We start from the raw sequence: 23,507 nt of genomic DNA, 5'->3' as shown, positions 1-23,507 counted from the left end.
TTGACGACTGGACGCCAGGCCTGGCTGGTGCGCGCCCTGTCCGTCCTGGTCCTGCTGCTGGTGTGGGAGGTGGCGGGGCGGCTGGCGGCCAGCCCCCTGGCGCCCCCGGCCTCCACCGTGCTGGCCACCATGGCGCGGGAGACGGCGTCGGGCGCCTTGCCCCACCATGTCGGCATTACCCTGGCCCGGGTGGCCGTGTCCTTCCTGCTGGCCATGGGGGCGGGCACGGCGCTGGGCCTGGCCATGGGCTGGTGGCGGACGGTGGACCTGTGGCTGGACAGCGCGCTGCTGCTGCTGCTGAACCTGCCGGCCCTGGTGCTGATCGTCCTGCTCTATGTCTGGTTCGGCCTGACGGAGGCGGCGGCCGTCACGGCGGTGGCGCTGAACAAGCTGCCCACCACCGCCGTCATGGTACGCGAGGGTGTGCGCGCCCTGGATGGGGAATTGCTGGAGATGGGACGCGCTTTCCGCTTTGGCCGTGCCGCCACGTTGCGCCACATCGTGCTGCCGCAGCTGCAGCCCTACCTCTTCGCCGCCACGCGGTCGGGTTTGGCGCTGATCTGGAAGATCGTGCTGGTGGTGGAACTGCTAGGCCGCAGCGACGGCGTCGGTTTCCAGATCCAGGTCTATTTCCAGCTGTTCGACGTGGCCCGCATCCTGGCCTACGCCCTGGCCTTCATCCTCATCGTCCAGGTCATCGAATGGGTGGCCCTGCAACCGCTGGAACGGCGGGCCGCGCGGTGGAAGGCGTCATGACCCGGCTGACCGTCGACATCCGCGAAAAACGCCTGTCCGGCCGGCCGGTGCTGGGCGGTCTGGCCTTCAGCGTGGACGCGGGCGAGGTGGTGGCCGTCGTCGGCCCCTCCGGCTGCGGCAAGAGCACCCTGCTGCGCCTGGCGGCCGGGCTGGACCGCGAGGTCGTGGGCACGGTGCGGTGGAGCGGGGAGGGGGCGGGTCCCCGGTTGGGTGTCGTCTTCCAGCAGCCGCGCCTGCTGCCCTGGCGCACCGTGCGGCAGAACCTGGCCCTGGCCGGCGCCGATGGGGCGGAGGGCGAACGCCTGCTGGAGCGGCTGGGCCTGGCCGCCAAGGCGGACGTCTGGGCGGCGCAGCTGTCCCTGGGCATGGCGCGGCGCCTGGCGCTGGCCCGCGCCCTGGCGGTGGATGCCCAGGCCCTGCTGCTGGACGAGCCCTTCGCCTCCCTGGACGAAGGCAACCAGCGTCTGGCCCGCGCCGTTCTGGCGGAATACCTCCTGCGCCGGCCGGTGCCCACCCTGCTGGTGACCCACGACCTGGCGGAGGCGGTGGCCCTGGCCCACCGGGTGCTGGTCCTGTCCCCCGGTCCCGCCCGCCTGCTGTTCGACCAGGCGGTGCCGTCCGGGGTCCGCGCCGATCCCACCCTGGCGGCGGCGACCGTGGCGGTTCTGCGCGACTTGGCCCGTTAGATCCCGCCCATGCTGGAAAGCAATTCGCCGAGCTGCTCCAGCTGCTCCGGCAATGCGGCCGCCGAGCCCTGCAGCGCTTCCTCAAGCGCCTCTTTGGATGGATAGGCTTCGTGGAAAGTCAGCAGCGTCTTCCCGCCCAGGTCCTTGAAGGTCACGGTCGTGACCGCGCCCTCGTCACCCTCGTCGTTGGTCCAGACGATGCGGTCGTTCGGCACCACCTCGAGATACTTGCCGTGGAAGGCCATGGTGTCCGAACCGCCGGCGGCGAATTCCAGCCGATACTTTCCGCCGGTACGGACATCCATTTCGCATGAGACGAGTGAAATGCCGGAGACTGATTTCGGCACCCACCAGCGCTGGAACAGCGCCGGCTGGCTCCACGCCTTGAAGACCATGCTCGGTGGCGCGTCGAATGTCCGCGTCACGACGAGTTCGCGATCGCCCCTGCGCTCGACGGACGTGGGATTCCGCACACCACCTGCACTGTCAACGTGCTGAGTCATCGCTTTCCTCCCGTTTCATTTCACTGATGATGTCGTCCAAGGCATCGAAGCGGGCCTCGAAGAGCTTGCGATGCGCCTCGATCCACTCGGCCTCCGCCGTGAGGCCCCGCTTCCCCAGCGCGCAGGTCCTCACCCGTCCGACCTTCCGCGTGATGACCAGCCCCGCCCGCTCCAGAACCTGGATGTGCTTCTTCATGCCGGTCAGCGTCATCCGGAACTGATCGGCGAGACTGGTGATCGACGCGTCCCCGCAGCCAAGCTGATCGATGATCCCGCGGCGGGTCGCATCGGACAGCGCCGCGAATGAGAGGTCGAGGGGGGGATTTAAATACTGAACCATATGGTTCAGTGTACGGCCGGCGCACAGCATACGCAAGCGTTCCGAACCTCATCGCCTGAACGATCATTCACCCGTGGAGCCGGCTGCCGACGCGGCTGGTCCTAGCCCGCCTTCTTGGCGCGGCGGCGCGCCGGGTTCTGCGCTTTTGGCCGGGCGGTGGAGGCCCGCACCACCAAGTCATGCGATACCAGCCGGTGGGGCACGGTGGCGTCGCCGCGCGGGCGTTCCATGAGGCGGGAGATCAGCAAATCCGCCGCCTCCTCCCCCAGCTTGCGCATGGGCTGGCGCACGGTCGTCAAGGGCGGCCAGGTCATGCTGGCGATGGGGCAATCGTCGAAGCCGGCCACTGACAGGTCGTCGGGCAAACTCAGGCCCCGCGCCTGGGCCACGACGATGACGGCGGCCGCCATCTCGTCATTGCAGGCGAAGATGGCGGTGGGCGGCTCCGGCAAACTCAGCAGCCGCTCGGCGCAGGGCAGGGCGGAGGGGAAGGTGAAGGCGCCGTGCTCGATCAGGGCCGGGTCCTCGGCGATGCCCAGCTCCGCCAGCGCGTCGCGATAACCCAGGTGGCGGCGGTCGGTGGCGCCGTGGTTGGCGGGTCCCTTGATCAGGCCGATGCGGCGATGGCCCAGCGACAGCAGATGGCGGGTCAGGGCGGCCGCCGCCTGCCGTTCATCGATCCAGACGGAGGAGAAGGTGTCGCCCCCGCTTTCCGCCGTCACCCGTACCAAGGGTATGCCGCTTTCCGTCAGAACGGACAGCACGCGCGGCTCATCGGTGATGGGGGCGGTCAGCACCACGCCGTCGGGGCGCAGCCAGTCCAGCACGGCGCGCACCCGCCGCTCCACATCCTGCCCGCGATAGTCGATCTCCTCGATCAGCAGGTGGTAGCCGCGCGCGCGGCAGCGGTTCAGCAATCCCACCTGGATTTCCATGGTGTAGGGGCCGGCGGGATCGCCGTAAAGGTGACCCAGCAGATAGGATCGTTTGCCGGCCAGCGTGCGCGCCGACATGTTGGGGTGGTAGCCCAGGTCATGGATGGCCTTCATCACCTTGTCCAAGGTGGCACGGTTGACGTAAGGCTCGCCGTTCAGCACACGCGACACGGTCTTGATGGAAACCCCGGATTTGCGGGCGACGTCGATGATCGTCGGTTTCCGGGCGTCATTCCCCATGTGGCATCGCTCCCCTCGGCACCAGCTGTCACTACCCCTGTAATGGCACAAAAAGAAAGGGCGGCACGATTGCAATCATGCCGCCCGGAGTGGGCGCATAGTCCCCGGGGAGAGGGTATGCGCGAAGAAGGGAGATCAAGAAGAAGGCCCGAGGGAACGACCAAACCCGGCCGCCCCCCGGTATCAGGGGCCCTTCGGAACGCAGGTACTGACAGGACCCCTGATTTCTGCGGGATCCGGCCCGGCGTCGCCGCCGAACCGCCCCCCACAGGCGATGGGCATCAGCCGCCGAACTTGAACCGGCCGCCCAGCATGAAGCGGCGACCCGCGTTCACGTAGGTGAAGGGCTGGTTCTTGAACTGCAGGTAGGTCTCCTGAAACTCATCGGTCAGGTTGATGGCCTCGAAGGTGATGCCGAACTCAGGCGTGAACTGATAGGCGATCTGGGCGTCCAGCTGGCCGTAGGGCCGGCTGAACACGCCGTAGGTCACCGACTTGTTGGTGGTGGCGTCCAGGATGGCGAAGGTGGAGCCGATGGCGTCGCCGTTCACGGCGCTGGACCGCCAGCTGTAGGACAGGCGGGCTTCCAGGCCGCCCTTCTGATAGTAGGTCTGCGCCGTCAGGGCGTGCAGCGACACGCCGGGGATGGGCAGGTCCTGGGCGAAGTCGGTGTGGGTGGACGAGGTGGACAGCGAGTAGGTGTAGTTGGCGTTGAAGCCCACCCCGAAGTCGAAGGCGTACTGCGCCCCGATTTCGAAGCCCTTGATGCTGCCGCCGGCGCCGTTGCTGGGGGCGGTGAAGCCGGCGGTGCTGCCGCCGAAATCGTCCATAACGGTGATGGAGGTGGTCTGCGTCTGGATGAAGGTGTCGATGGACTTGTAGAAGCCGCCGAACGTCAGGGCGCCCTGTTCACCGAAATACCATTCGTAGCCGATGTCGATCTGCGTGGCGCGGAAGGGGTCCAGGTTGGGATTGCCGCCGCTGCCGCCCACGAAGGCGAAGCCCTGCTTGCCGGCCGTGTTGGTCTCACGGGTGAAGTTGTACTGCGCGCCGGTGCCCAGCTGGTAAGGGCTGGGCGGCGACATGACGCGGGCGGCGGAGAAGCGGACCTTCTGGTCCGGCGCCACGTCCAGCACCAGGTTCATGCTGGGCAGGACATCGGTGTAATGCCGTTCCGCCGTGATGACGTCGGGGTTGGTGATGGCGTTGGAGCCATCCCAGGATTTGTCGGAGATGTAGATGGGATTGGCGGGTAGGGCGCCGGCCGTCACCTTCTGCACCGTGTCGACGATGCGGGCGCCGATGTTCAGGTGGAAGCGGTCCTCCTTGCCGCCCATGTCGGCCATGGCGTAGCCGGAGACGCGCTGGCTTTCGATGACGAAGGAGTTGATGGGGTCGCGCACCATCTTGCCCGGGAACTGCGGGAAGTTGCCCTGCAGCCACTGCACCGGGTTCTGCATCTGGGACAGGTTCTGCACCAGGATGCTGCTGCCCGCGTTGCCGGTGGGGAAGAAGTTGGTGACCAACTGCGCCCGGTTGGGGGCCGACAGCGCCGTCTGGGCGGGAATGACCGGCGGTGTCTGCGAGACGGCGCCGGTGGCGCCCACGAAGTTGCCGCCGGCGGAGGCGCCGGTGGCGGCGTTGGTCATGCCCTCGTTCAGGATGGCCGGGTCCATATAGTACCCATAGGTGCCATAGCAGGTGCCGTTGCTGCAGTAGCCGGTCTGGCCGGCCGAGGACTTGTCCAGCTCATAGTGGGACAGGCTGTAATTGATCTTGTCGTCGGTGTAGCGCACGCCGGCGGTGAAGGTGGTCTTGATCGCCTTGATGAAATCGGCGTCGTACTCGCCATCGGCATGGCCGGACCACAAATCGTCCTTGGAGTGGATGTTCCACGCCCAGGCCGACTTGAAGACGGCGTTGTTGGGGTTGCTGATCAGGTCGGCGTAGGGCGCGTTGTACGATACCGACGGCAGGGTGCCGTTGTTGACGTAGTTGAAGGAATAGGCCGGGCCGTGGCTGATGGGGCTGCTGCCGCCGGGTGCCGAGGGGTTCAGCGGGGCGTTGCAATAGCCGTTGGGGCTGGTGGCGCAGGGCTGGGCGGCGTTGTACTGCGAATACTCGATGTCCTGCTGCGCGCTGTCGGAATTGTATTCCGAGGTGGCGTAGGCGACCTTGAACTTGGCGCGGAACGGCCCGCCATTGTCCCACTTGCCGCCGAAGTGGAAGTTGTCCGCCGTGAGGTGGACGTTCTGCACGTTGCTGTCGCCTTCAGCGCCCAGGGCGCGGATGGTGGCGGACTTGATGACGCCGTTGCTGTCGATGCTGTAGGGCTGGCTGGGGTCGATGCCCAAGCCCAGGCCGTTGGAATTGAACCACAGCTTATTCGACGCTTCCTGGGTCAGGATGTCGTAGGTGGAATGCAGCCAGTCGGCGTTCAGGGTCAGGCTGTCGGTGACGGCGTAGTCGATACCCAGCTGGCCGCTGATGCGGGTGCGGTCGGTGTCGCGATCGGTGAAGTACAGGAGTTCGGGCGAGATGTACTTCTGCGGGATGGTCGCCATGGGGTTGGATGAGGTGCCGGCCGCCGGCTCGATGGCCCAGCCGCTGCGGTTCTGGCCCTGCATCATGTCGGTGTGGGTGTCGGTCTCGGAGTAGGAGAACGCCGCCGTGACGCCGATCTTGTTGTTGAAATTGTAGGTGCCGACGATGGCGCCGATGGGGGTCCAGTCTTCCATGCGGGCGTGCTCGCCCGTGGTCATGCGGAAGTTGCCGCCCACGGTCCAGCCCTGCGGGGTGTCCAGGGCCGAGCGGGTCTTCAGGTTGATGATGCCGCCCATGCCGCCTTCGACCAGGCTGGCCTGGGGCGACTTGTAGACGTCCACGCCGGCGATCAGGTCGGATGGGATGGCTTCCAAGGAGTTGGTGGCGGTGTTGCCGCCGCCGCCCGAGCCTTCACCGGTGGCGTAGGCCTCCAGGCCCGACAGGAAGGGCTCGTCGTTCAGCACCGTGACGTTCTGGCTCAGGCCGCGGATGCGCACGCGGGTGCCTTGGCCGTTGTCGCGGTCGATCTGCACGCCCGACAGGCGCTGCAGCGATTCCGCGATGTCCTGGTCGGGCATCTTGCCCATGTCTTCGGCCGTGACGGACTCGATGATCAGGTTCGATTGGCGCTTGTTTTCCAGCGCGTCGGCCAGCGACTTGCGGAAGCCGGTGACGATGATCTCCTGCACGCCGCCGTTCTGGTCGGCGGGCGTGGCGGCCTGCGGGTCGGGGGCCGCCGGCTGTGTGCTTTGGGCGAAAGCGGCGGGCGCGGCCAGGGTGGCGGCCAAGGCGGCGCAAGAGGCGGCGCCCATCAACAGCCGCCGCAACGTCTTCAACTCTCCGTACATGCGAGTTCCCTCCCTGCGGGATAATCGTGGGTGCGCGGGCCCGGCCGCTGGCCCAGCCCCTTCGCGCAACCCATGGTTTAGGGTGCGCGCCAGGGAACGGCGCAGCGCTGCTGTCCGGTCGCGACGGATTTACCTGATACTGGAATAAGGGCATGCCGATCTGACAGTCGGCCGCGCCCTTTCCCTCCCGTTACCGGGAAGGTCAACCAGTGCTAACTGTAGTGAGTGTGTCCATGACAGGGTTGGCGGATTTCTTGCGCGCTCATGTCTCTATCCTCCCGAGATATATTTGTTTCTTACTTAGGCTTAGGCTCAGCCTTACCGGCATTCGGCGGGATGTTCTTGATAAAATCTCCCCGTCATGTCGCCTGCCGCTAGACCACAGGCGACATCCGGAGGCCTGCCGGATGTCAGTCCTGTTATTAATAGTTGCGTTGACAGCGTTGTCAAATCATTTCTATTTTTTGCTTTTCTTAATGTTTATGTCCCCCAACACATAAAGTGGCCATCCAACGCACCAAATGGCCAAACTTCCATCACATAAAGTGGCCAACCGTTGAAATTGCTGGGGAATTTCCGGCCGTGCGGGGAGGGTGCGGGGATAATTTATGCGCGGCCCTCGGCGTGTCAGGGCGACTGGGGCGTCTGCCGGTGCCGCCATCTTCCAACTGTTGGTTGTGACATGGGGCCCAGGCGCCGGAGCCCGGGGGCTCGCCGCCGCTGCTCGGGGTCTCAATGGTCTATCGCCAACTCAAGGGGAAGCCAAAGGAGGCCGTTCCACTTTAGATCCGATAAGTAGTTTTACAGGGCGGCGATGTCCGCCTGGGTGTTGTTGAAGCAGTCGGTGACCCAGGAGCGGAAGGCGAGGGCGCTGGCGCTCAGGGCCGTGCCGGCCAGCCACACCAGGTAATAGCCGTAGATGTCCTCCGCCTGGATGTCGAACAGGCGCACCAGGCGCCCCCGGCGGATCTCCTCCTGCACCATCAGGCTGCCGGCCAGCGCCACGCCCTGGCCGCTGCTGGCCACCTCGATCAGCATGGAGCTGTCGGACAGGGTCAGCCCCGCCGTCGGTTCCTGCAGGCGCAGGCCGGCCACGCGCAGCCAGGCCGACCAGCTCTGCCAGCCGTGGCGCAGGATGGTGCAGCGCGCCAGGTCCTCCGGCGTCTCTATGCCCAGGCGGTCGCGATACTCGGGGGAGCAGACGGGGAACAGCACCTCGCCCCCCAGGCGCTGGCTGACGGAATTGGGCCAGTCGCCAGCGCCGTAGCGGATGGCCAGGTCGATGCCCGGCACCAGGAACTCCTCCAGGTCGGCGGTGGAGCGGATTTCCACCGACACCTGGGGCATGATCTGGGTGAAGCCGCGCAGCCGAGGCAGCAGCCAGCGCGTGGCCAGGGCCGGATGGATGCTGACGACCAGCCGGCCGCCATTGACGTGACGGCGGTTGGGAAAGGCGCGCTCCAGGATCGCCAAGGCCTGGCGCACATGGGCGATGATGGTAACGGCCTCACGGGTCGGGGCCATGCCGCGGCCGACCCGGCGGAACAGCGGGATGCCCAGCCGCTCCTCCAATTCCCGGATGCGGTGGCTGATGGCGCCGTGCGTCAGGCCCAGCTCATCCGCCGCCGCGGAATAGCTGCCGTGGGTGGCGGCGGAGTCCAGGGCCCGCAAGGTCTGGATGGACGGAAGAGTCTGCATCGGCGCGGCCCCAGCCTCATATTGTGAGAACTATTCACATATAGGGTCAGATCATATCGTTTGTCATCACGCGACATTTCCTTAACCGTAGGGCTAACAAATGGGGAGCACGGGGAATGAACGGTGCTTTCATAAACGGGAAGGCAGTTGGGTCCTGTGCTGGCAAGGTTCGCACAGCGCTCCGATCGGGCTGGTACATGGTAATCCTGCTCACAGCAGGGCAGGTCGTCTCTTACATTGATCGCTTTTTGCCCAGCCTGCTGATCGCCCCGATCAAGACCGATCTGGGGTTGAGCGATTTCCAGGTGGGGTTGCTGCTGGGGCCGGCGTTCGGCGTGTTCTACGTGCTCATGGGCCTGCCCATGGGCTGGATGGCGGACCGGTTCAGCCGGCGCCGCATCCTGGCCGCCGGCATCACCATCTGGTGCGGCATGACGGCCGCCGCCAGCCTGGCCCAGGGTTTCCCGGCCCTGTTCGCCGCCCGCCTGGGCGTGGGGCTGGGGGAGGCCGCGATCGCCCCGTGCGCCGTGTCGCTGGTCAGCGACCGGTTTCCCCGCCAGCGGCGGGCCCGGGCGCTCAGCGTCTTCATGTCGGGCACCTTCCTGGGGGCGGGCGTCGCCTTCCTGCTGGGCGGCCCCCTGGTCCATGCCATCGCCGGCCTGCCGGTGATGACCGTGCCCTTGCTGGGCGAGTTGCGCGCCTGGCAGCTGAGTTTCCTGATCGTCGGCCTGCCGGGCCTGGCGCTGGCCCTGCTGATGTTCACCTTCGCCGAGCCTGAGCGCCAGGACCGGGCGGTGGACGCCGACAGCGGCCTGCAAGGCGGGCAGGCGTCCATCGCCCAGGCGCTGCGCTTCATCCTGAAGCGGTGGCGCACCTTCGGGGTGCTGTTCGTCGGCTCGGCCGCCTGCGTCACCATGGGGTCGCTGGCGTTCTGGAACGCCACCCTGTTCCAGCGCAGTTTCGGCTGGAACGTCCGGGACATGGGCATCGCCACCGGCATCCTGTTCCTGACCGGCGGCCCCCTGGGCACCGGCCTGGGGATCTGGCTGACCAACCGCTGGATCCGCCTGGGGCGCAAGGACGCGACGCTGCGCGCCCTGCTGGTGGGGTTGCTGATCGCGGTTCCGGGTTTCGCCGCCTATCCCATGATGCCATCGGCCCCGTTGGCCATCGCCGCCCTGTTCTTCGCCTTCGTCGGCCAAGCCATGGCTGCCGCCGCGGGCCCGGCGTCCCTGACCCTGATCGCCCCCGGGCAGATCAAGTCGCAGGCCACCGCCGTCTACTACCTGGTGATCAGCATTTCCGGCCAGCTGATCGGCCCGCCGCCGGTGGGGTGGATGACCGACCTGTTCGGCGACCCGGCTCGGCTGGGCTGGGCCATGAGCATCGAGGCCCTGGTGATCGGTGTGACGGCGCTGACCGTCCTGTCCCTGGGCATGCCCGCCTACCGCGCCGGTGTGGTGGCGGTGGAAAAGATGATCGCGAAGGGGGATTGAGCATGACCGAGGGCGGGGCGCCCCTGCTGGGGACCATCCGGGCCGTCACCCATGTGGTGCCGGACCTGGCGGTGATCCGGGCGGCCTACGGTTCCGTGCTGGGTTACCAGCCGGTGGATGAGGGCATCCTGCCGGCGGACACGGCGGCGGCGTGGGGGGCGCCGGCCATGGCGGGGCGGCGCTACCTGACCCTGGCCCCGGCCTGTGGCACGCCGGCCTGGCTGCGCTTCGTGGAAAGTCCGGCGGCGGCCGGCTGGCAGGCGCTGACCACCCACGGCTGGAATGCCACGGAGATCGTGGTCCAGGATGTGGACGCGCTGGCCGCCCGGCTGGAGGGATCGGCGTTCCGCGTCATCGGCCCGCCCAAGAGCCTGCAGCGTTTCCCCATGATCCGCGCCATGCAGGTCCTGGGGCCGGCGGGGGAGTGCCTGTACCTCACCCAGGTGGGCCCGGGCAGCGGACTGGATCTGGCGCAGGCCGCCGCCTTCGTCGGCCATGTCTTCATCGTGGTCGCCGGCGGGCCTGACCTGGGCGCGCTGTTCGCCACCTACGCCGGCTTCGCCAACGCCATCGATCCGCCGGTGTCGACGCGGGTGCAGGTGATTTCCTGGGCCAACGGCCTGCCGCCGGAGACGGAGCATGCCCACGGCCTGGTCAAGCTGCCGCGCGGCACCCTGATCGAACTGGACGCTTATCCGGCCGTGACCCAGCCGCGGGAAGCCGCCCCCGGCGAGCTGCCGCCCGGCATGGCGATGGTCAGTTTCAGCGTGGATGACCCGCGCGTCTTCGCTGGCCTGCGGACCCACGCGGCGCTGTTGCCCGGCGGTGGCACCAGCGCCTGTCTCCAAGGTGCCGCCGGCGAATGGATCGAGTTCGTCGGTCCACCGTGACCGACGCCGAGAGCAAGCAAAAAGCCAATAAAGACATGGAGGCAGTATCATGGCTTTGGCCATTGAGGACAGGGCTGCTCTGGATTTCGTGCTGAGCCTGCGGCGGCATTGGGCCGGAACGGTCTATCCCCGCCTGCGGGCCGACTTCGATGCCGCGGCGCCATCGCCGGTGCCGGTGAACGACCCCGAAAGCCTGGCGCCGCTGGTGCATGGGCTGGCCACCTACCCGTGGTTCTCTTGGTTGGAGCGCGGGTCGCAGAAGATGCTGTGGCGGGCGGTATCCGACGCGGTGGTCCGCCAGGGCGCGTTGCCGCCGGGGCCCGACGGGCCGGCCACGGTGGAGGTGGATCCCGACCTGGTGCTGCCGGACTGGTACACCGACTGGGACATCCACGTGCAGCCGGGCGGGGTGTGGTCGCACGACCTGGCCGGCCGGGTCTATGAACTGGGTGCCCGGCTGGTGATGCTGGGGGAGAATGACGACTACGCCTTCCACCGCCTGTTCGTGGAAACCGCGCTGCCCAAGCGGTCCTATCGCCGCATGGTCGATCTCGGCTGCGGCTTCGGCAAGTCCGCCTGGCCGCTGAAGCAGGCGTATCCGGAGGCCGAGGTCATCGGCGTGGACCTGGCGCTGCCCTGCGTGGACCTGGCCGCCCGCCGGGCCAGCGAGCGCAAGCTGGCCGTCCGCTTCCGTCAGGCCGACGCGGTGGCCACCGGGCTGGAGGGGGGAGCGCCGACCTCGTCACCTCCACCATGTTCGTGCATGAGGTGCCGGTCGACGTGCTGCCGGCGGTATTCACGGAGGCGTCGCGCCTGCTGGCCCCCGGCGGCGTGCTGCGCTTCCTGGATTTCCAGCGTACCGGCGACGGCCTGCGCGACCTGGCCATGGTGGAACACGGCGCCCGTAACAACGAGCCCTTCCTGCCGCCCATGATCGCCGCCGACCTACCGGCCATGGCCGCCGCCGCCGGCCTGGTGAACGCCCGCTGGGTGGCCTTCGACGAACGGGGGGCCGGCCGCCTGCCCGACCTGTCCTGGCCCACCCGTGCCGAGTGGCATTTCCCCTGGGCCGTGCTGGAAGCGGAGAAGCCGCAATGACCGACCGAAGCTATCCCCCCTTGCCGCCCATGGCGCCCGACGCGGAACGCCTGACCGGTCTGGTGTTCGAACTGGCGTCCCAGCTGCACATCGAGCGCACGCGGCGCCTGGCCCTGGAAACGGTGCTGGCCCGGGTGGGCGTCATCGCCCCGGGCCAGGCGGACGCCCTGGCCGAGGACGCCGCCGTGCTGGCCCGGTCGCGGGCCGAGCTGGAGGTGTCCATGCGCAAGCTGATGCGGATCTTGAGCGAAAGCGACGACCCCAAAGCACCGTTGCGGGGCGAAGTCCCGGCCCCCCGTTGATTTCATTGCAGTTAGGAGCCTGAATCTTGGCGCGTTCCTGGATCGAATTCATTCAAGCCCAATACATTCCCTGGCAACCCCACACCCTGTGGGGCCTGCGTGACGGCGTCGAGGCCAAGGTCCTGAGCCATGACGACGCCACGGGTGCCGTCAGCATGCTGGTCCGGTATCCCGCCGGCTTCACCGCCCCGGCGTCCCGCCTCGTGGTGGACGAGGAGTTCCTGGTCCTGGATGGCACGCTGACGATGGCCGGCCAGGAGTACGGCCACCTGGCCTACGCCCACCTGCCCGCCGGGTATGAGCGGGGTGAACTGGCCAGCCCCGGCGGCGCCGTGGTCCTGACCTTCCTGTCGGCGGCGCCTGACCAGGCGGTCCCGGTCACCGACTACGATCCCGCCCGCCTGGTGGTGCGGCTGGACGGCTACCAGGTGCCTTACACCGGCAACTTCCATCCGGAGTTCCCGCCGGGCGCGGGGCGCAAGATGCTCTACAAGGACCCGGTCACCGGCGACGTCTCCTGGTTGCTGGGCACCCTGCCGGTGCGCTGGGCCGAACGGTCGGAGGTTCACCCCACCGTCGAGGAGATGTACCTGCTGAGCGGCGAGGTGCACGGCAACCGCGGCGTCATGCGGCCCGGCGCCTATTTCTGGCGGCCGCCGGAGGCGCCGCACGGCCCTTACGGCACCCTGACAGGCAACCTTTACTTCTTCCGCACCAAGGGCGGCCCGCTGACGACGAACTACGTCCAGGCGGAACGGCCCTTCCAATGGTGGCCGGCCTACGACCCGGTGTTGCCCCCGGATATGGAGGCCTACCGCGGCGAAATGCCGGCCAACCCAACAGCCTGGTGAGAGCGAGGGCGGGCACGCCCCTCACCTTCAAATCAAAAGAACGGGAGCATTCATGATGACGGGTAAAATTCGGGGAGTTTCCATCCTTGCCTTGCTGGGCGCGCTGGCGGCCATGCCGGCCCTGGCGCAATCGGCTGGCCCTTCCACGGCCCAGCCGGTGGCGCCGCAGGCGGCCGATGCCAGCCAGCTTGAGGAAATCATCGTGACGGCCCAGCGCCGTCAGCAGAACCTGCAGGACGTGCCGCTGGCCGTGTCGTCGCTGGGGGCGGCGGATCTGCAGGACCGGCAGATCCGCGACACCATCGACCTGATCCAGCACATCCCCAACCTGATCGGCAACAACAACGTCGGCCTGGGCAGTTCCAACACCTATTACATCCGCGGCATTGGCAACACGGAATCCATCGCCACGCAGGACGTGCCGGTGGGCACCTATGTCGACGACGTCTACATCTCGCGCCAGAACGCCAACAACTTCGGTCTGTTCGATGTGGAACGCATCGAGGTGCTGCGCGGTCCCCAGGGCACGCTGTTCGGTCGCAACACCACCGGCGGCGCCATCAACGTCATCATGAAGAAGCCCTCGGCCACCGCCGGCGGTTACCTGGAGGCCGGCGCCGGCCGCTTCGGTGAGACCGACATCCGGGCCAGCATGGACGCGCCCCTGTCGGACAAGGTGCTGACCAAGGTCAGCATGTACCGCGACCGCAGCGACGGCTACGTCCGGCAGGTCAACACCGGCGACAAGCTGAACGGCACGGACTCCTACGGTGTGCGGGGTGCCGTCCGCCTGTTGCCGACGGACCGGGTGACCATCGACCTGGCCGGCGACTACGTCGATGAGAACGAGGCCAATCTGATCAACCGGGTCGATCCGGCGACGGGCGACCGCATCGCCACCATCGGCATCACCCAGGGCGCGCTGGCCAAATACTTCACCGGCACCAAGGCCAACAACGAGGTCGGCAACTCCACCAAGAGCTGGTCGCTGAGTTCCAACGCCGCCTGGGAACTGGACGACCTGACGCTGAACTCCATCACCGGCTTCCGCCAGACCACCCAGCGCTACTTCATCGACTCCAACCCGGCGGCGCCCAATCCCGTCGCCACCGGCGTGTCCCCCATCCTGAACTACAGCCTGCACCAGCAGTGGTCGCAGGAGTTCAAGGCCAATGGCCAAGCGCTCGACAACCGCCTGAACTATACCGTCGGCTTCTATTACCTGCATGAGAACAACTGGACCGACCTGGGTACGGGGGTCGGCACGGCCTCCGGCTTCACGGTCAGTGGCGACCGCACCATCAAGAACACGCTGGACTCCTACGCCACCTACGCCCAGGGCGACTACAAGCTGACCGACGCGCTGACCGCCACCGTCGGCGTCCGCCTGTCGAAGGAGGAGAAGCAGCTGAAGGTCGCGACCAACGCCGGGGGCAAGGGGCCGCTGTTCAGCACCGCCCTGATCGAGGCCGCCGGCATCCCGACCGACCTGGAAAACGAGTTCGTGACGCCCCGGTTCGCCCTGTCCTACCAGATCGACCCCAGCGTCATGATCTACGCCTCCGCCACGCGGGGTGAGAAGTCGGGCGGCTGGAACGGCCGCGCCCTGGCCAACAACCTGTTCCTGGCCTTCAAGCCGGAAAAGGTGTGGTCGGAGGAGGTGGGCATGCGCGGCGATTTCCTGGACCACACGCTGCGCCTGAACGCCACCGCCTTCTACAGCGAGGCGGAGGACGTGCAGATCTCCGCGGCCTACACCGTCAACGGCCAGCGCATCTTCACCACCACCAACCCGGCCGGCCTGCGCAACTACGGCGGTGAGCTGGAGGCGGAGTGGGTGCCCATCCGGGGCCTGACCTTCAGCGGCTCCATCGGTGTGCAGCACGCCCGCTACATCGATATCTCCAGCGATGTCCAGGCGCAGATGGCGGCCTGCCAGGCGGCGCTGGCATCCAACAACAGCTCCGGCATCTCCAACAACTGCAACCGGGGCTTCGTCGACTTCAAGGGCCGTATCGCCCGTCCGGTGCGCGCGCCGGACTTCACCGGCCTGGTGACGGCGACCTACCAGATCGACACCGAGGCCGGCATCTTCCGGCCCACCGTCGGCTTCGACTACAACAACGGTTACGCCATCGGCAACGCCGGCAACACCGACAGCACGGACGGCGCCTGGACCGATCCGCAGGTGCTGTGGAACCTGAACCTGGCTTACGAACCGGCGAAGGTGCCGAACCTTACCCTGTCGGTCGGCTGCAAGAACTGCACTGGACCGGACCTACAAGGTCTCCTTCCTGTCGGCGACCTCCATCTACCTGAACCCGCCCATGACCTGGGATGTGCGGGCGCACTACAAGTTCTGATCCCGGTTTTCGACACCTTCGGGCGGCCCCGCATCAGCGGGGCCGTTCCCATTTCAGCATCCGGGATGGCCCATCCGGTTTGCCCAAAGGAAAAACCCCGCGCGGGATGATCTCCCACGCGGGGCTTTTTTGCGTTGAAAAGGATCAGCGCGGCGTGGCGCCGACCACCTCCGACCCGGTGGCGAACCAGGCGTTGTCCTGGTCTTTCAGCCAGCGCAGCAGACCGTCGAAGGCGTCGATGCGGTAGGGCAGGCCCAGAATGTAGGGCGTCACCTGCAGCGGCAGCAGGCGCCGGCCGTAAGTGCGGGCTTCCTGGTCCAGCCAGGCGTAGGCGTCCTGGATCTGCCGCACGTAGCTGTCCGCCGACTGCTGCAGCACGTTCACGATCTGCCGGTCGGATAGCTCGTGGCTCAGCGGCAGGTTCATGATGTCGCCAGCCGGGGTCCGCATCGCATAGGGCAGGTCGTCGTTCACCCAGTCGCACATGTAGCGCACGCCGGCCTCGGCCAGCAGGCGGGGCGTGTTCCAGGACTGAGAGCGGGCGATGGACAGCCAGCCGGCCGGTCGCGTGCCCGTCGCCTGTTCCAGCACATCCAGCGCGGTGCCGATCAGGGCGCGCTCCGCCTCTTCCTCCAGCCCGGCGGCGATGGTGCCGTTCATGTCGGTGGAATGGGCGATGATCTCATGGCCCGCCGCGATGATCTCGCTGATGACGGCGGGATAGCGCTGGGCGATGGCCGCGTTGACGGCGACCGACACCTTGGCCCCCACCGCGGCGAAGGCGTCCAGCAGCCGGTAGAAGCCGACGCGGGTGCCGTAGTCGCGGGAGGTGTAGTGGCGATAGTCGGGGAAGGGGGTCTGCATATGCCCCGGTGCCCGGAAGGGCTTGTCCGCCGGTGTCAGGGGGAACCATTCCAGGCTGACCACGACGCAGACGGCGACGCCCTTGCCCCCCGGCCAGCTGACGGCCGGGCGGTCGAACAGGTTGGACCAGGGGTAGAGGTCATGGTCCATGCCCCGGCGGCGGCGGGGATACTCCAGATATGAAGGATCAAGGGACATGGGCGCTTACTCCGCTACCGGGTGGGCGGTTTCGGTCGCCACCGCGTCGTAATCGTGGGCCAGGAAATGCTCGGCGATGTCGCCGGCCCGGGTGATCCAGGCGCGGCCATCGGCGGCGATGTGGCGCAGCACTTCCTCGAACGGGCCGATGCGGTGCGGCTGGCCGATCAGATAGCTGTGCAGCGGAATGCACATCACCGTGCCCGACGCCTCTCCCTCCCGCGCCAGGCGCTCGTACTGGCGGATCAGGGTGTCGGCGTATTCCCGGGGGCTCATGTTGTAGACGGCGAAGCCGTAGTGGTCGTTGACCTCCAGGCTGTAGGGCATGGAAACCAGGCGCCCCCGTGCCACATGCACCGGCCCCGGCTGGTCGTCGTGGTACAGGTCGCAGGTGTAGGCGAAGCCCATCTCCGCCAGCAGGTCCATGGTGCGGGTGGTGTGGGTCAGGGCCGGGGCCAGCCAGCCCCGGATGCGCTGGCCCGTGGCCTCCTGCACCGTGCGGATGCTGTCTTCCATGATGGCCCGTTCCTGGGCCTCATCCATGCCGTAGGTATAGCGGGTGTTGTAGATGCCGTGACTGAAGAACTCCCAGCCCAGGGCGTTGGCGTTCTCCACCACTTCGGGATGGTGCTGGCACAGCGCCACGGACAGGGACACCGTGCCCTTGAAGCCGTGGCGCTCCATCACTTCCGCCATGCGCCAGTGGCCGACGCGGTTGGCGTAGTCGCGGTGGCTGTAGCCGACCACGTCGGGATGGGGCTTGGTCCAGCTTTTGCGGAACGAGTTGGCCGGCGGGTCGATCTCGTAGAATTCCAGGTTGGGCGAGATCCAGACGGCGACGGGCTTGTCGCCCGGCCAGCGGATGGGGTGGCGGTCGCGATAGGGGCGGAAGTCGTACAGCCCAGGATCGTTGACCAAGGGGCTTTGGGGTGCCGTGCCCATCACCGCCCCTCCAGCCAATCGACCACCGCCTGCACCGGCTCAACATCCGCGTATTTCAGCTGCAGGTCGGTCAGGTTGGCGAAGTGATAGCTCTCGTGCTTGTCGGCGCAGGTCTCGATGGGAACGATGGTGCGATAGCCGCGGCTGAGGGAGTCCACCGCCGTCGCCCGCACGCAGCCGGAGGTGGAACCGCCGGTGACGATGACCGTGTCCACCTTGTGCCAGACCAGATAGCTGGCCAGCGGCGTTTCGAAAAAGGCTGACGGCATGCGCTTGGTGTAAATCGCATCGACGGCCGTATCGATGTCGCACCGGTCGTCGAAGGCGTGCCGCCGGCTGCCGTACTTGATGTTCTGCAGGCTGTCCGGCGTGTTGGTCCGGGTGCCCCAGACGCCGGCGTCGCCGGCATCCTCGGCATAGGCCACGTGGGTCCAGATGACCGGCATGCCCTTGGCCCGCGCCAGGGCGGAGATGCGGTTCACATGTTCGATCTGCCGGGGATCGGTCTCATAAGCCGTCTTGAACTCGTCGATGCGGGTATAGGCGTTCTGGAAATCCACGTTGACGATGGCCAGTTTCTCGCCGAAGCCGAACTTGGTCCGGGCCGGATTGGCCATCACGTCTTCGAAAATCTGGCGGGCCGTCCGGTCATCCCGGATCATGCGCGTGCCGACGATGGTCATGCGACGTCTCCCTCAGTGGTGATCAGCGGGCTTGAAGCCCAATGGCAGGCCGGCGGCGGTAATGAAGCCGTACAGCGGTTCGCCCGGCAACGCGTCCGCCAGGATGGTCCGCACGGCGAACAGGGCGTCCAGGTCGATGCCCGTGCGGACGCCCATGGCTTCCAGCATGAAGGCCAGGTCCTCGGTGACGATGTTGCCGGAGGCGCCGGGCGCGAAGGGGCAGCCGCCCAGGCCCCCCAGCGAGCTGTCCAGTGTGGTCAGCCCGGCGTCCAGCGCCGCCAGGGCGTTGGCCAGGCCCAGGCCGCGCGTGTTGTGCAGATGGATGCCGGTCAGGGCGTCGGCGCCGACGGTGTCGCGGACCAGCTTGATCAGGCGGCGCACGCTGGCCGGATCGGCATAGCCCGTCGTGTCCGACAGCCCGACCTCGTCACAGCCAGCGGCCATCAGCTCCTCCGCCAGGCGGGCGATCTGGCTGTCGGGGATGGGGCCTTCCAGGGTGCAGCCGAAGGCGGTGGACAGGCTGCCCTCGAAATGCGGGCGCCGGTCGGGGGGCAGGGCGGCGATCATGGCGGCGATGGCCTCCGCCTCCTCGATCACCTGGGCGTGGGTGCGGCGCAGGTTGCGCAGGCTGTGCGTCTCCGACACTGACAAAGGCAGGGTCAGCTTGTCGGCGCCGGCCTGGATGGCCGCCTCCGCCCCGCGCGCGTTGGGCACCAGCACCGCGACGGCCAGGCCGGGGATGGTCTTGGCATGGGCCACCACCTCGGCCGTGTCCGCCAGCTGCGGCAGCAGCTTGGCCGGCACGAAGCTGCCCACCTCGATCTCCCGCACGCCGGCCGCGGCTTCCGCTGTGATCCAGGCCTTCTTGGCCGCCAGCGGCATGATGGCGGTGATGCTTTGCAGGCCGTCGCGCGGCCCCACCTCACTGATCAGGACGTCCCCAGCTGCCATGCTCTTGTCTCCCGGCTCCATCGGCTCGCTTGTTTTATTGTTATAAGTCTATATCAATTAAAAAGGGCCTGTCGAGCCCGAAGCGGATGTGGCGGGAGACAAGAATGGATATGGACAGGGACGCGCTGCCGTTGGCCGGCGTCACGGTGGTTGAATTCACCCACATGGTCATGGGGCCGTCGGTGGGGGTGATCCTGGGCGACCTGGGCGCCACGGTGATCAAGGTGGAACCCATGGGCGGGGACCAGACGCGCCGGCTGCTGGGCTCCGGCGCCGGCTATTTCCCCATGTTCAACCGCAACAAGCGCAGCCTGTGCCTGGATCTGAAGAGCCCCGAGGGCTTGGCCATCGCCCGGCGCCTGGTGGATGGCGCCGACGTGCTGGTGGAGAACTTCCGTCCCGGCACGCTGGAACGGCTGGGCCTGGGGCCTGAGGCGTTGGCCCAGAGCAACCCGGGGCTGGTCTACTGCTCGGCCAAGGGCTTCCTGGCGGGTCCCTATGAACACCGCACCGCCCTGGACGAGGTGACGCAGATGATGGGCGGCCTGGCCTACATGACCGGGCCGCCGGGCCGGCCGCTGCGCGCAGGCTCGTCGGTTGTGGACATCACCGGCGGCATGTTCGGTGTCATCGGCATCCTGGCCGCCCTGCTGCGCCGGCAGCAGACCGGGCGGGGCGGGGCCGTCAAATGTTCCCTCTACGAGACCACGGCCTTCCTGGTCGGCCAGCACATGGCCCAGCAGGCGGTGACGGGGAAGGCGGTGCAGCCCATGCCCGTGCGCCTGTCCGCCTGGGCCATCTACGACGTGTTCGAGACCCGACGGGAAGGGGAACTGCTGTTCGTCGGCGTGGTCAGCGACGGTCAATGGCAGGCCTTCTGCACGGCCTTCGGCCTGGATGACCTTGGTGGCAATCCCGCCTACGCCCGCAACAACGACCGGGTGCTGGCGCGCGACGTCATCCTGCCGCGGGTGCGCGCCCTGTTCGCCAACGAGGACCGCGCCGCCCTGGTGGAGCGGCTGGAAGGCGTGGGCCTGCCCTTCGCCCCCATCACCCGGCCGGACGAACTGTTCGACGACGCCCATCTGAACGCCGAGGGCGGCCTGCTGGACGTCACCATCCCCGGCGGCACCGCCACCAGGCTGCCGGCCCTGCCGCTGGAATTCAACGGCCGCCGTCCCGGCCTGCACCACGACATCCCCGAGGCGGGCGCGGACGCCGACGACATCCTGGCCGGCCTGGGCTATGGGGCGGCGGAGATCGGCGCCTGGCGCACGCGCGGCGTGGTGGGGTAAGCCGGCATCAGCCCTGGGTGCCGCCTTGGGCATCCAGGGCGGTACCCAGGGCGCCGCCTTCCCCCGCGCCGCCGGCGCCCAGGTCCAGCGTGATCTGGTAGCGGTCGGCGCGGTAGTGGGCGATGGTCAGCAGGATGGGCTGCCCGGCGCTGTCGCTGACCAGCCGCTCGATGCGCAGCAGGGGCGCGCGGGGCTCCACCTCCAGCGCGGCGGTCAGGGCGGCGTCGGCCGAGACCGCGGCGATGGTTTGCCGGGCGTGGCCGATGCCGATGCCTGCGCCACGCAATAGGGCCAGCATGGGCTTGGTGGTCAGGTTCTCCCGCGTCATCAACGGCCCCAGGCGGGCGGGCACATAACTGACGACCTCGCCCAGCGGCGCCCCATCCAGAGAGCGGACGCGCACGGCGCGCACCAGGGCGGCCCCGGCGGGCAGGCCGAAACGCTGGGCCACGGCGGGGCCGGCCGCTTCCTCCGCGATGTCGATCACGCGGACCTGGGTGTTCTGGCCAAAGGCCACCAGTGAATCCACCGCCTGGTCAATGTTGGCTTCCAGCGGCCGCACGGGGGTCTGGAAGATCACGCGGGTGCCGATGCGCCGCCGACGTTCCACCAGCCCGCTGTTCGCCAGTTCGTCCAGGCAGCGCCGGGCCGTGATGCGCGACACGCCGTAGATCTGCACCAGGTCCAGTTCCGTGGGCACGGCGCTGCCGTATGCCCGCTGGCCGCTGGTGATCTCGTCCCGCAAGGTCAGGAACAGTTGATGGTACAGCGGCACGGCCCCCTGCCGGTCCACGACCCCCTTGGCTTCCTTCACCACCGCCCTCCCTCCGTCCTGCGTGCCCTTGCGGGTTATAGCGGTTTTTTACCGGCTGGCGCGCCCTCACAATTTGTTATAGAAATATAACAAATGAAGTGACCCTTTGGCAGGCGGGCGTTGATAGGCATGCGGACCATCTTCGAAAAAATCTGGGCGGAGCATCAGGTGGCCGACCTGGGCGGCGGGACGGAACTGCTGCTGGTCGACCGCGTGCTGCTGCATGAGCGCACGGGCGGCGTGGCGCTGGAAAGCCTGGCGGCGGCGGGACGGAAGGTCATGGCGCCCGGCCAAGTCTTCGCCACCATGGACCATGTCGTCGACACGCTGCCGGGCCGGGGCGACCGCACCATCATGCCCACCGGCACCGCCTTCATCACCGCCACCCGGGCGGCGGCGCGGGCGGCCGGCATCACCCTGTTCGACCTGGGCGACCCGCGCCAGGGCATCGTCCACGTCATCTCCCCGGAACAGGGCATCGTCCTGCCCGGCCTGACCCTGGTCTGCCCCGACAGCCACACCTGCAGCCAGGGGGCGCTGGGCGCGCTGGCCTGGGGCATCGGCTCGACGGAGGCGGAGCACGCGCTGGCCACGGGCACCCTGCGGGTGCGCCGGCCGCGCACCATGCGGGTGACGGTCAACGGCCGATTGGCCCAGGGCGTCACGCCCAAGGACCTGGCGCTTCACATCCTGGCCCGCCACGGTGCCGGCGGCGCCAGGGGTCATGTCGTGGAATACGCCGGGGAGGCGGTGCGGGCGCTGAGTGTCGAGGGACGGCTGACCCTGTGCAACCTGGCGACGGAATTCGCCGCCTTCACCGCCATCATCGCCCCGGATGACGTGGTGTTCGACTATCTCCAGGGCCGCCCCTACGCGCCCAAGGGGGCCCGGTGGGATCAGGCGGTTGCCGCCTGGCGGCGGCTGTACAGCGATGACGGTGCCGTGTTCGACCGCACCATCACCATCGATGCCGGGGCGGTGGCGCCCATGATCACCTGGGGCAACAGTCCCCAGCACGCCGTGCCCCTGGACCAGCCGGTGCCCGCTTTCCAGGATGTGGCCGACCACAACACGCGGGAGGCCTATGACCGCGCCCTGTCCTACATGGCGGTGACGCCCGGCGCGCCGCTGGCGGGTCTGCCCATCGACGCCGCCTTCATCGGCTCATGCACCAACAGCCGGCTGGAGGATCTGCGCCGGGCGGCGACCCTGCTGCGCGGGCGCAAGGTGGCGGCGGGGGTGCGGGCCATCTGCGTACCCGGCTCCAGCCGGGTGAAGGCCGAGGCGGAGGCCGAGGGGCTGGACCGCGTCTTCCTGGACGCGGGCTTCGAGTGGCGGGAGGCCGGCTGCTCCATGTGTTTCTTCGCCGGGGGAAAGCTTCGGTCATCGCCAGCGCGTGGTCACCTCCACCAACCGCAATTTCGAAAGCCGGCAGGGGCCGGAAACCCGCTCCCACCTGGCATCGCCGGAAACGGTGGCGGCGTCGGCCGTCGCCGGCCGCCTGGCCGATCCCCGCCTGCTGGAGGTCTGATATGACGCCATTCACCGTCCTGACCGCCGTCGCCGTGCCGCTGCTGCGGCCCAACATCGACACCGACGCCATCATTCCCTCGCGCGAGATGACGTCCGTCTCCAAGAAGGGCCTGGCCGACGGGCTGTTCGCCGGCTGGCGCTACACCGCCGTGGGCGGCCGCGATCCCAACCCGGATTTCGTGCTGAACGACCCGGTCTACCGGGGGGCGGCCATCCTGCTGGCGGGGGAGAATTTCGGCTGCGGCTCCAGCCGGGAACATGCCGCCTGGGCGCTGGCCGAGTATGGCTTCCGCGCCATCCTGGCCCCGTCCTTCAACCCCATCTTCCGCGGCAACTGCGTGCGCAATGGCATCGTGCCGGTGGAACTGCCCATGGACGCGATCACTGGGATCGCTCCCATGGTGGCCGAGGCGCCGCGCACCCGGCTGGTGACGGTGGACCTGCGGCACCAGAGGGTGACCGCGCCGGACGGCGGCACCCATTCCTTCAGCATCGAGCCGGAGGCGCGGGAGATGTTGCTGCACGGCCTGGACGCCATCGACCTGACGCTGCTGCGCCAAGCGGGGATCCAGGGGAAGCGCCAGGCTGACCAGGAACGTCGCCCCTGGGTCTATCTTTAAGCGGACTCGTTCAGCGCCCGTGAATCGGCGGATGGCTTGGCGCCGATCCGCACGCCT

The 23,507-nt window shown here is 67.9% G+C and carries 22 protein-coding genes; 12 read left to right on the top strand and 10 right to left on the bottom strand.

Annotated features, from left to right (window positions below):
- Together UAA55_RS07970 and UAA55_RS07965 are read left to right on the top strand one after the other, a co-directional pair.
- A complete protein-coding gene (locus UAA55_RS07970) occupies positions 1-756 on the top strand; it encodes an ABC transporter permease (RefSeq protein ID WP_322952147.1) in 756 nt (251 codons plus the stop codon).
- Positions 753-1,442, top strand: coding sequence for an ABC transporter ATP-binding protein (locus UAA55_RS07965; RefSeq protein WP_322952146.1), 690 nt, complete (start codon positions 753-755; stop codon positions 1,440-1,442). Before UAA55_RS07970 ends, UAA55_RS07965 begins: the two co-directional genes overlap by 4 nt.
- On the opposite strand, the gene UAA55_RS07960 is transcribed toward UAA55_RS07965, so the two are convergent.
- From UAA55_RS07960 to UAA55_RS07940, 5 genes are all read right to left on the bottom strand, one after another.
- Positions 1,439-1,945 (bottom strand): SRPBCC family protein, encoded by a 507-nt coding sequence (locus UAA55_RS07960; RefSeq protein WP_322952145.1) that lies wholly within the window; start codon positions 1,943-1,945, stop codon positions 1,439-1,441. The genes UAA55_RS07965 and UAA55_RS07960 overlap by 4 nt on opposite strands.
- On the bottom strand, positions 1,929-2,315 hold the full coding sequence (locus UAA55_RS07955) for an ArsR/SmtB family transcription factor (protein ID WP_322952144.1): 387 nt from the start codon (positions 2,313-2,315) through the stop codon (positions 1,929-1,931). Before UAA55_RS07955 ends, UAA55_RS07960 begins: the two co-directional genes overlap by 17 nt.
- Positions 2,316-2,386: 71 nt before the next feature.
- Positions 2,387-3,460 carry a LacI family DNA-binding transcriptional regulator gene (locus UAA55_RS07950; RefSeq protein ID WP_322952143.1) on the bottom strand — a complete coding sequence of 358 codons (1,074 nt, stop codon included), beginning with the start codon at positions 3,458-3,460 and terminating at the stop codon, positions 2,387-2,389.
- A 281-nt stretch (positions 3,461-3,741) separates the two neighbouring features.
- On the bottom strand, positions 3,742-6,852 hold the full coding sequence (locus tag UAA55_RS07945; RefSeq protein ID WP_322952142.1) for a TonB-dependent receptor: 3,111 nt from the start codon (positions 6,850-6,852) through the stop codon (positions 3,742-3,744).
- An 801-nt stretch (positions 6,853-7,653) separates the two neighbouring features.
- Positions 7,654-8,550 (bottom strand): LysR substrate-binding domain-containing protein, encoded by an 897-nt coding sequence (locus UAA55_RS07940; RefSeq protein WP_322952141.1) that lies wholly within the window; start codon positions 8,548-8,550, stop codon positions 7,654-7,656.
- A gap of 197 nt (positions 8,551-8,747) precedes the next feature.
- Here UAA55_RS07940 and UAA55_RS07935 point away from each other — a divergent pair, with 197 nt between their 5' ends.
- From UAA55_RS07935 to UAA55_RS07905, 7 genes are read left to right on the top strand one after another with little or no spacing between them, the layout of a single operon-like run.
- Positions 8,748-10,046 carry an MFS transporter gene (locus UAA55_RS07935; RefSeq protein WP_322952140.1) on the top strand — a complete coding sequence of 433 codons (1,299 nt, stop codon included), beginning with the start codon at positions 8,748-8,750 and terminating at the stop codon, positions 10,044-10,046.
- A gap of 2 nt (positions 10,047-10,048) precedes the next feature.
- Positions 10,049-10,936, top strand: coding sequence for a hypothetical protein (locus tag UAA55_RS07930; RefSeq protein WP_322952139.1), 888 nt, complete (start codon positions 10,049-10,051; stop codon positions 10,934-10,936).
- A gap of 49 nt (positions 10,937-10,985) precedes the next feature.
- On the top strand, positions 10,986-11,870 hold the full coding sequence (locus UAA55_RS07925; RefSeq protein ID WP_322952138.1) for a class I SAM-dependent methyltransferase: 885 nt from the start codon (positions 10,986-10,988) through the stop codon (positions 11,868-11,870).
- Positions 11,867-12,034, top strand: a complete 168-nt coding sequence (locus UAA55_RS07920) for a hypothetical protein (protein ID WP_322952137.1) — start codon at positions 11,867-11,869, stop codon at positions 12,032-12,034. The genes UAA55_RS07925 and UAA55_RS07920 overlap by 4 nt, the downstream gene beginning before the upstream one ends.
- The gene (locus UAA55_RS07915) at positions 12,031-12,336 is read left to right on the top strand and encodes a hypothetical protein (RefSeq protein ID WP_088875686.1); all 306 of its coding nucleotides are present in this window, start codon (positions 12,031-12,033) and stop codon (positions 12,334-12,336) included. Before UAA55_RS07920 ends, UAA55_RS07915 begins: the two co-directional genes overlap by 4 nt.
- 26 nt (positions 12,337-12,362) lie before the next feature.
- Positions 12,363-13,187 (top strand): cupin domain-containing protein, encoded by an 825-nt coding sequence (locus UAA55_RS07910; protein WP_322952136.1) that lies wholly within the window; start codon positions 12,363-12,365, stop codon positions 13,185-13,187.
- Between the two features lie 52 nt (positions 13,188-13,239).
- Positions 13,240-15,660, top strand: a complete 2,421-nt coding sequence (locus tag UAA55_RS07905; protein WP_322952135.1) for a TonB-dependent receptor — start codon at positions 13,240-13,242, stop codon at positions 15,658-15,660.
- Between the two features lie 34 nt (positions 15,661-15,694).
- Here UAA55_RS07905 and UAA55_RS07900 read toward each other — a convergent pair whose 3' ends face one another.
- From UAA55_RS07900 to UAA55_RS07885, 4 genes are read right to left on the bottom strand one after another with little or no spacing between them, the layout of a single operon-like run.
- Positions 15,695-16,612, bottom strand: coding sequence for a polysaccharide deacetylase family protein (locus UAA55_RS07900; RefSeq protein WP_322952134.1), 918 nt, complete (start codon positions 16,610-16,612; stop codon positions 15,695-15,697).
- A gap of 6 nt (positions 16,613-16,618) precedes the next feature.
- The gene (locus tag UAA55_RS07895; protein WP_322952133.1) at positions 16,619-17,554 is read right to left on the bottom strand and encodes a polysaccharide deacetylase family protein; all 936 of its coding nucleotides are present in this window, start codon (positions 17,552-17,554) and stop codon (positions 16,619-16,621) included.
- Complete coding sequence (locus UAA55_RS07890) at positions 17,554-18,237, bottom strand: isochorismatase family protein (RefSeq protein WP_322952132.1); 684 nt, start codon at positions 18,235-18,237, stop codon at positions 17,554-17,556. The genes UAA55_RS07895 and UAA55_RS07890 overlap by 1 nt, the downstream gene beginning before the upstream one ends.
- A 12-nt stretch (positions 18,238-18,249) precedes the next feature.
- A complete protein-coding gene (locus tag UAA55_RS07885) occupies positions 18,250-19,188 on the bottom strand; it encodes a hydroxymethylglutaryl-CoA lyase (protein WP_322952131.1) in 939 nt (312 codons plus the stop codon).
- A gap of 104 nt (positions 19,189-19,292) precedes the next feature.
- Between UAA55_RS07885 and UAA55_RS07880 the strand changes: the two genes are divergently transcribed.
- Positions 19,293-20,483 (top strand): CaiB/BaiF CoA transferase family protein, encoded by a 1,191-nt coding sequence (locus UAA55_RS07880; RefSeq protein WP_322952130.1) that lies wholly within the window; start codon positions 19,293-19,295, stop codon positions 20,481-20,483.
- Positions 20,484-20,490: 7 nt separating this feature from the next.
- On the opposite strand, the gene UAA55_RS07875 is transcribed toward UAA55_RS07880, so the two are convergent.
- The gene (locus UAA55_RS07875) at positions 20,491-21,297 is read right to left on the bottom strand and encodes a GntR family transcriptional regulator (protein WP_322952129.1); all 807 of its coding nucleotides are present in this window, start codon (positions 21,295-21,297) and stop codon (positions 20,491-20,493) included.
- Between the two features lie 129 nt (positions 21,298-21,426).
- Here UAA55_RS07875 and UAA55_RS07870 point away from each other — a divergent pair, with 129 nt between their 5' ends.
- Both UAA55_RS07870 and leuD read left to right on the top strand, forming a co-directional pair.
- Complete coding sequence (locus UAA55_RS07870; RefSeq protein ID WP_463667845.1) at positions 21,427-22,833, top strand: 3-isopropylmalate dehydratase large subunit; 1,407 nt, start codon at positions 21,427-21,429, stop codon at positions 22,831-22,833.
- Positions 22,830-23,450 carry a 3-isopropylmalate dehydratase small subunit gene (leuD, locus tag UAA55_RS07865; protein WP_322952128.1) on the top strand — a complete coding sequence of 207 codons (621 nt, stop codon included), beginning with the start codon at positions 22,830-22,832 and terminating at the stop codon, positions 23,448-23,450. Before UAA55_RS07870 ends, leuD begins: the two co-directional genes overlap by 4 nt.
- Positions 23,451-23,507 lie beyond the last annotated feature (57 nt).

It is taken from the genome of Nitrospirillum guanabarense (assembly GCF_034653355.1).
GTDB lineage: Bacteria > Pseudomonadota > Alphaproteobacteria > Azospirillales > Azospirillaceae > Nitrospirillum.
The sequence above is the reverse complement of the archived record's forward strand: the minus strand, read 5'-3'. Positions and strand labels throughout refer to the sequence as shown.

Bases quoted from the DNA above. Each gene is read 5' to 3' on its own strand.
- UAA55_RS07930 (WP_322952139.1), top strand. From the start codon at position 10,049: ATGACCGAGGGCGGGGCGCCCCTGCTGGGGACCATCCGGGCCGTCACC.
- UAA55_RS07945 (WP_322952142.1), bottom strand. From the start codon at position 6,852: ATGTACGGAGAGTTGAAGACGTTGCGGCGGCTGTTGATGGGCGCCGCC.
- UAA55_RS07900 (WP_322952134.1), bottom strand. From the start codon at position 16,612: ATGTCCCTTGATCCTTCATATCTGGAGTATCCCCGCCGCCGCCGGGGC.
- UAA55_RS07940 (WP_322952141.1), bottom strand. From the start codon at position 8,550: ATGCAGACTCTTCCGTCCATCCAGACCTTGCGGGCCCTGGACTCCGCC.
- leuD (WP_322952128.1), top strand. From the start codon at position 22,830: ATGACGCCATTCACCGTCCTGACCGCCGTCGCCGTGCCGCTGCTGCGG.
- UAA55_RS07955 (WP_322952144.1), bottom strand. From the start codon at position 2,315: ATGCTGTGCGCCGGCCGTACACTGAACCATATGGTTCAGTATTTAAAT.
- UAA55_RS07915 (WP_088875686.1), top strand. From the start codon at position 12,031: ATGACCGACCGAAGCTATCCCCCCTTGCCGCCCATGGCGCCCGACGCG.
- UAA55_RS07885 (WP_322952131.1), bottom strand. From the start codon at position 19,188: ATGGCAGCTGGGGACGTCCTGATCAGTGAGGTGGGGCCGCGCGACGGC.
- UAA55_RS07880 (WP_322952130.1), top strand. From the start codon at position 19,293: ATGGATATGGACAGGGACGCGCTGCCGTTGGCCGGCGTCACGGTGGTT.
- UAA55_RS07870 (WP_463667845.1), top strand. From the start codon at position 21,427: ATGCGGACCATCTTCGAAAAAATCTGGGCGGAGCATCAGGTGGCCGAC.
- UAA55_RS07960 (WP_322952145.1), bottom strand. From the start codon at position 1,945: ATGACTCAGCACGTTGACAGTGCAGGTGGTGTGCGGAATCCCACGTCC.
- UAA55_RS07950 (WP_322952143.1), bottom strand. From the start codon at position 3,460: ATGGGGAATGACGCCCGGAAACCGACGATCATCGACGTCGCCCGCAAA.
- UAA55_RS07905 (WP_322952135.1), top strand. From the start codon at position 13,240: ATGATGACGGGTAAAATTCGGGGAGTTTCCATCCTTGCCTTGCTGGGC.
- UAA55_RS07920 (WP_322952137.1), top strand. From the start codon at position 11,867: ATGATCGCCGCCGACCTACCGGCCATGGCCGCCGCCGCCGGCCTGGTG.
- UAA55_RS07935 (WP_322952140.1), top strand. From the start codon at position 8,748: ATGGTAATCCTGCTCACAGCAGGGCAGGTCGTCTCTTACATTGATCGC.
- UAA55_RS07890 (WP_322952132.1), bottom strand. From the start codon at position 18,237: ATGACCATCGTCGGCACGCGCATGATCCGGGATGACCGGACGGCCCGC.
- UAA55_RS07895 (WP_322952133.1), bottom strand. From the start codon at position 17,554: ATGGGCACGGCACCCCAAAGCCCCTTGGTCAACGATCCTGGGCTGTAC.
- UAA55_RS07925 (WP_322952138.1), top strand. From the start codon at position 10,986: ATGGCTTTGGCCATTGAGGACAGGGCTGCTCTGGATTTCGTGCTGAGC.
- UAA55_RS07965 (WP_322952146.1), top strand. From the start codon at position 753: ATGACCCGGCTGACCGTCGACATCCGCGAAAAACGCCTGTCCGGCCGG.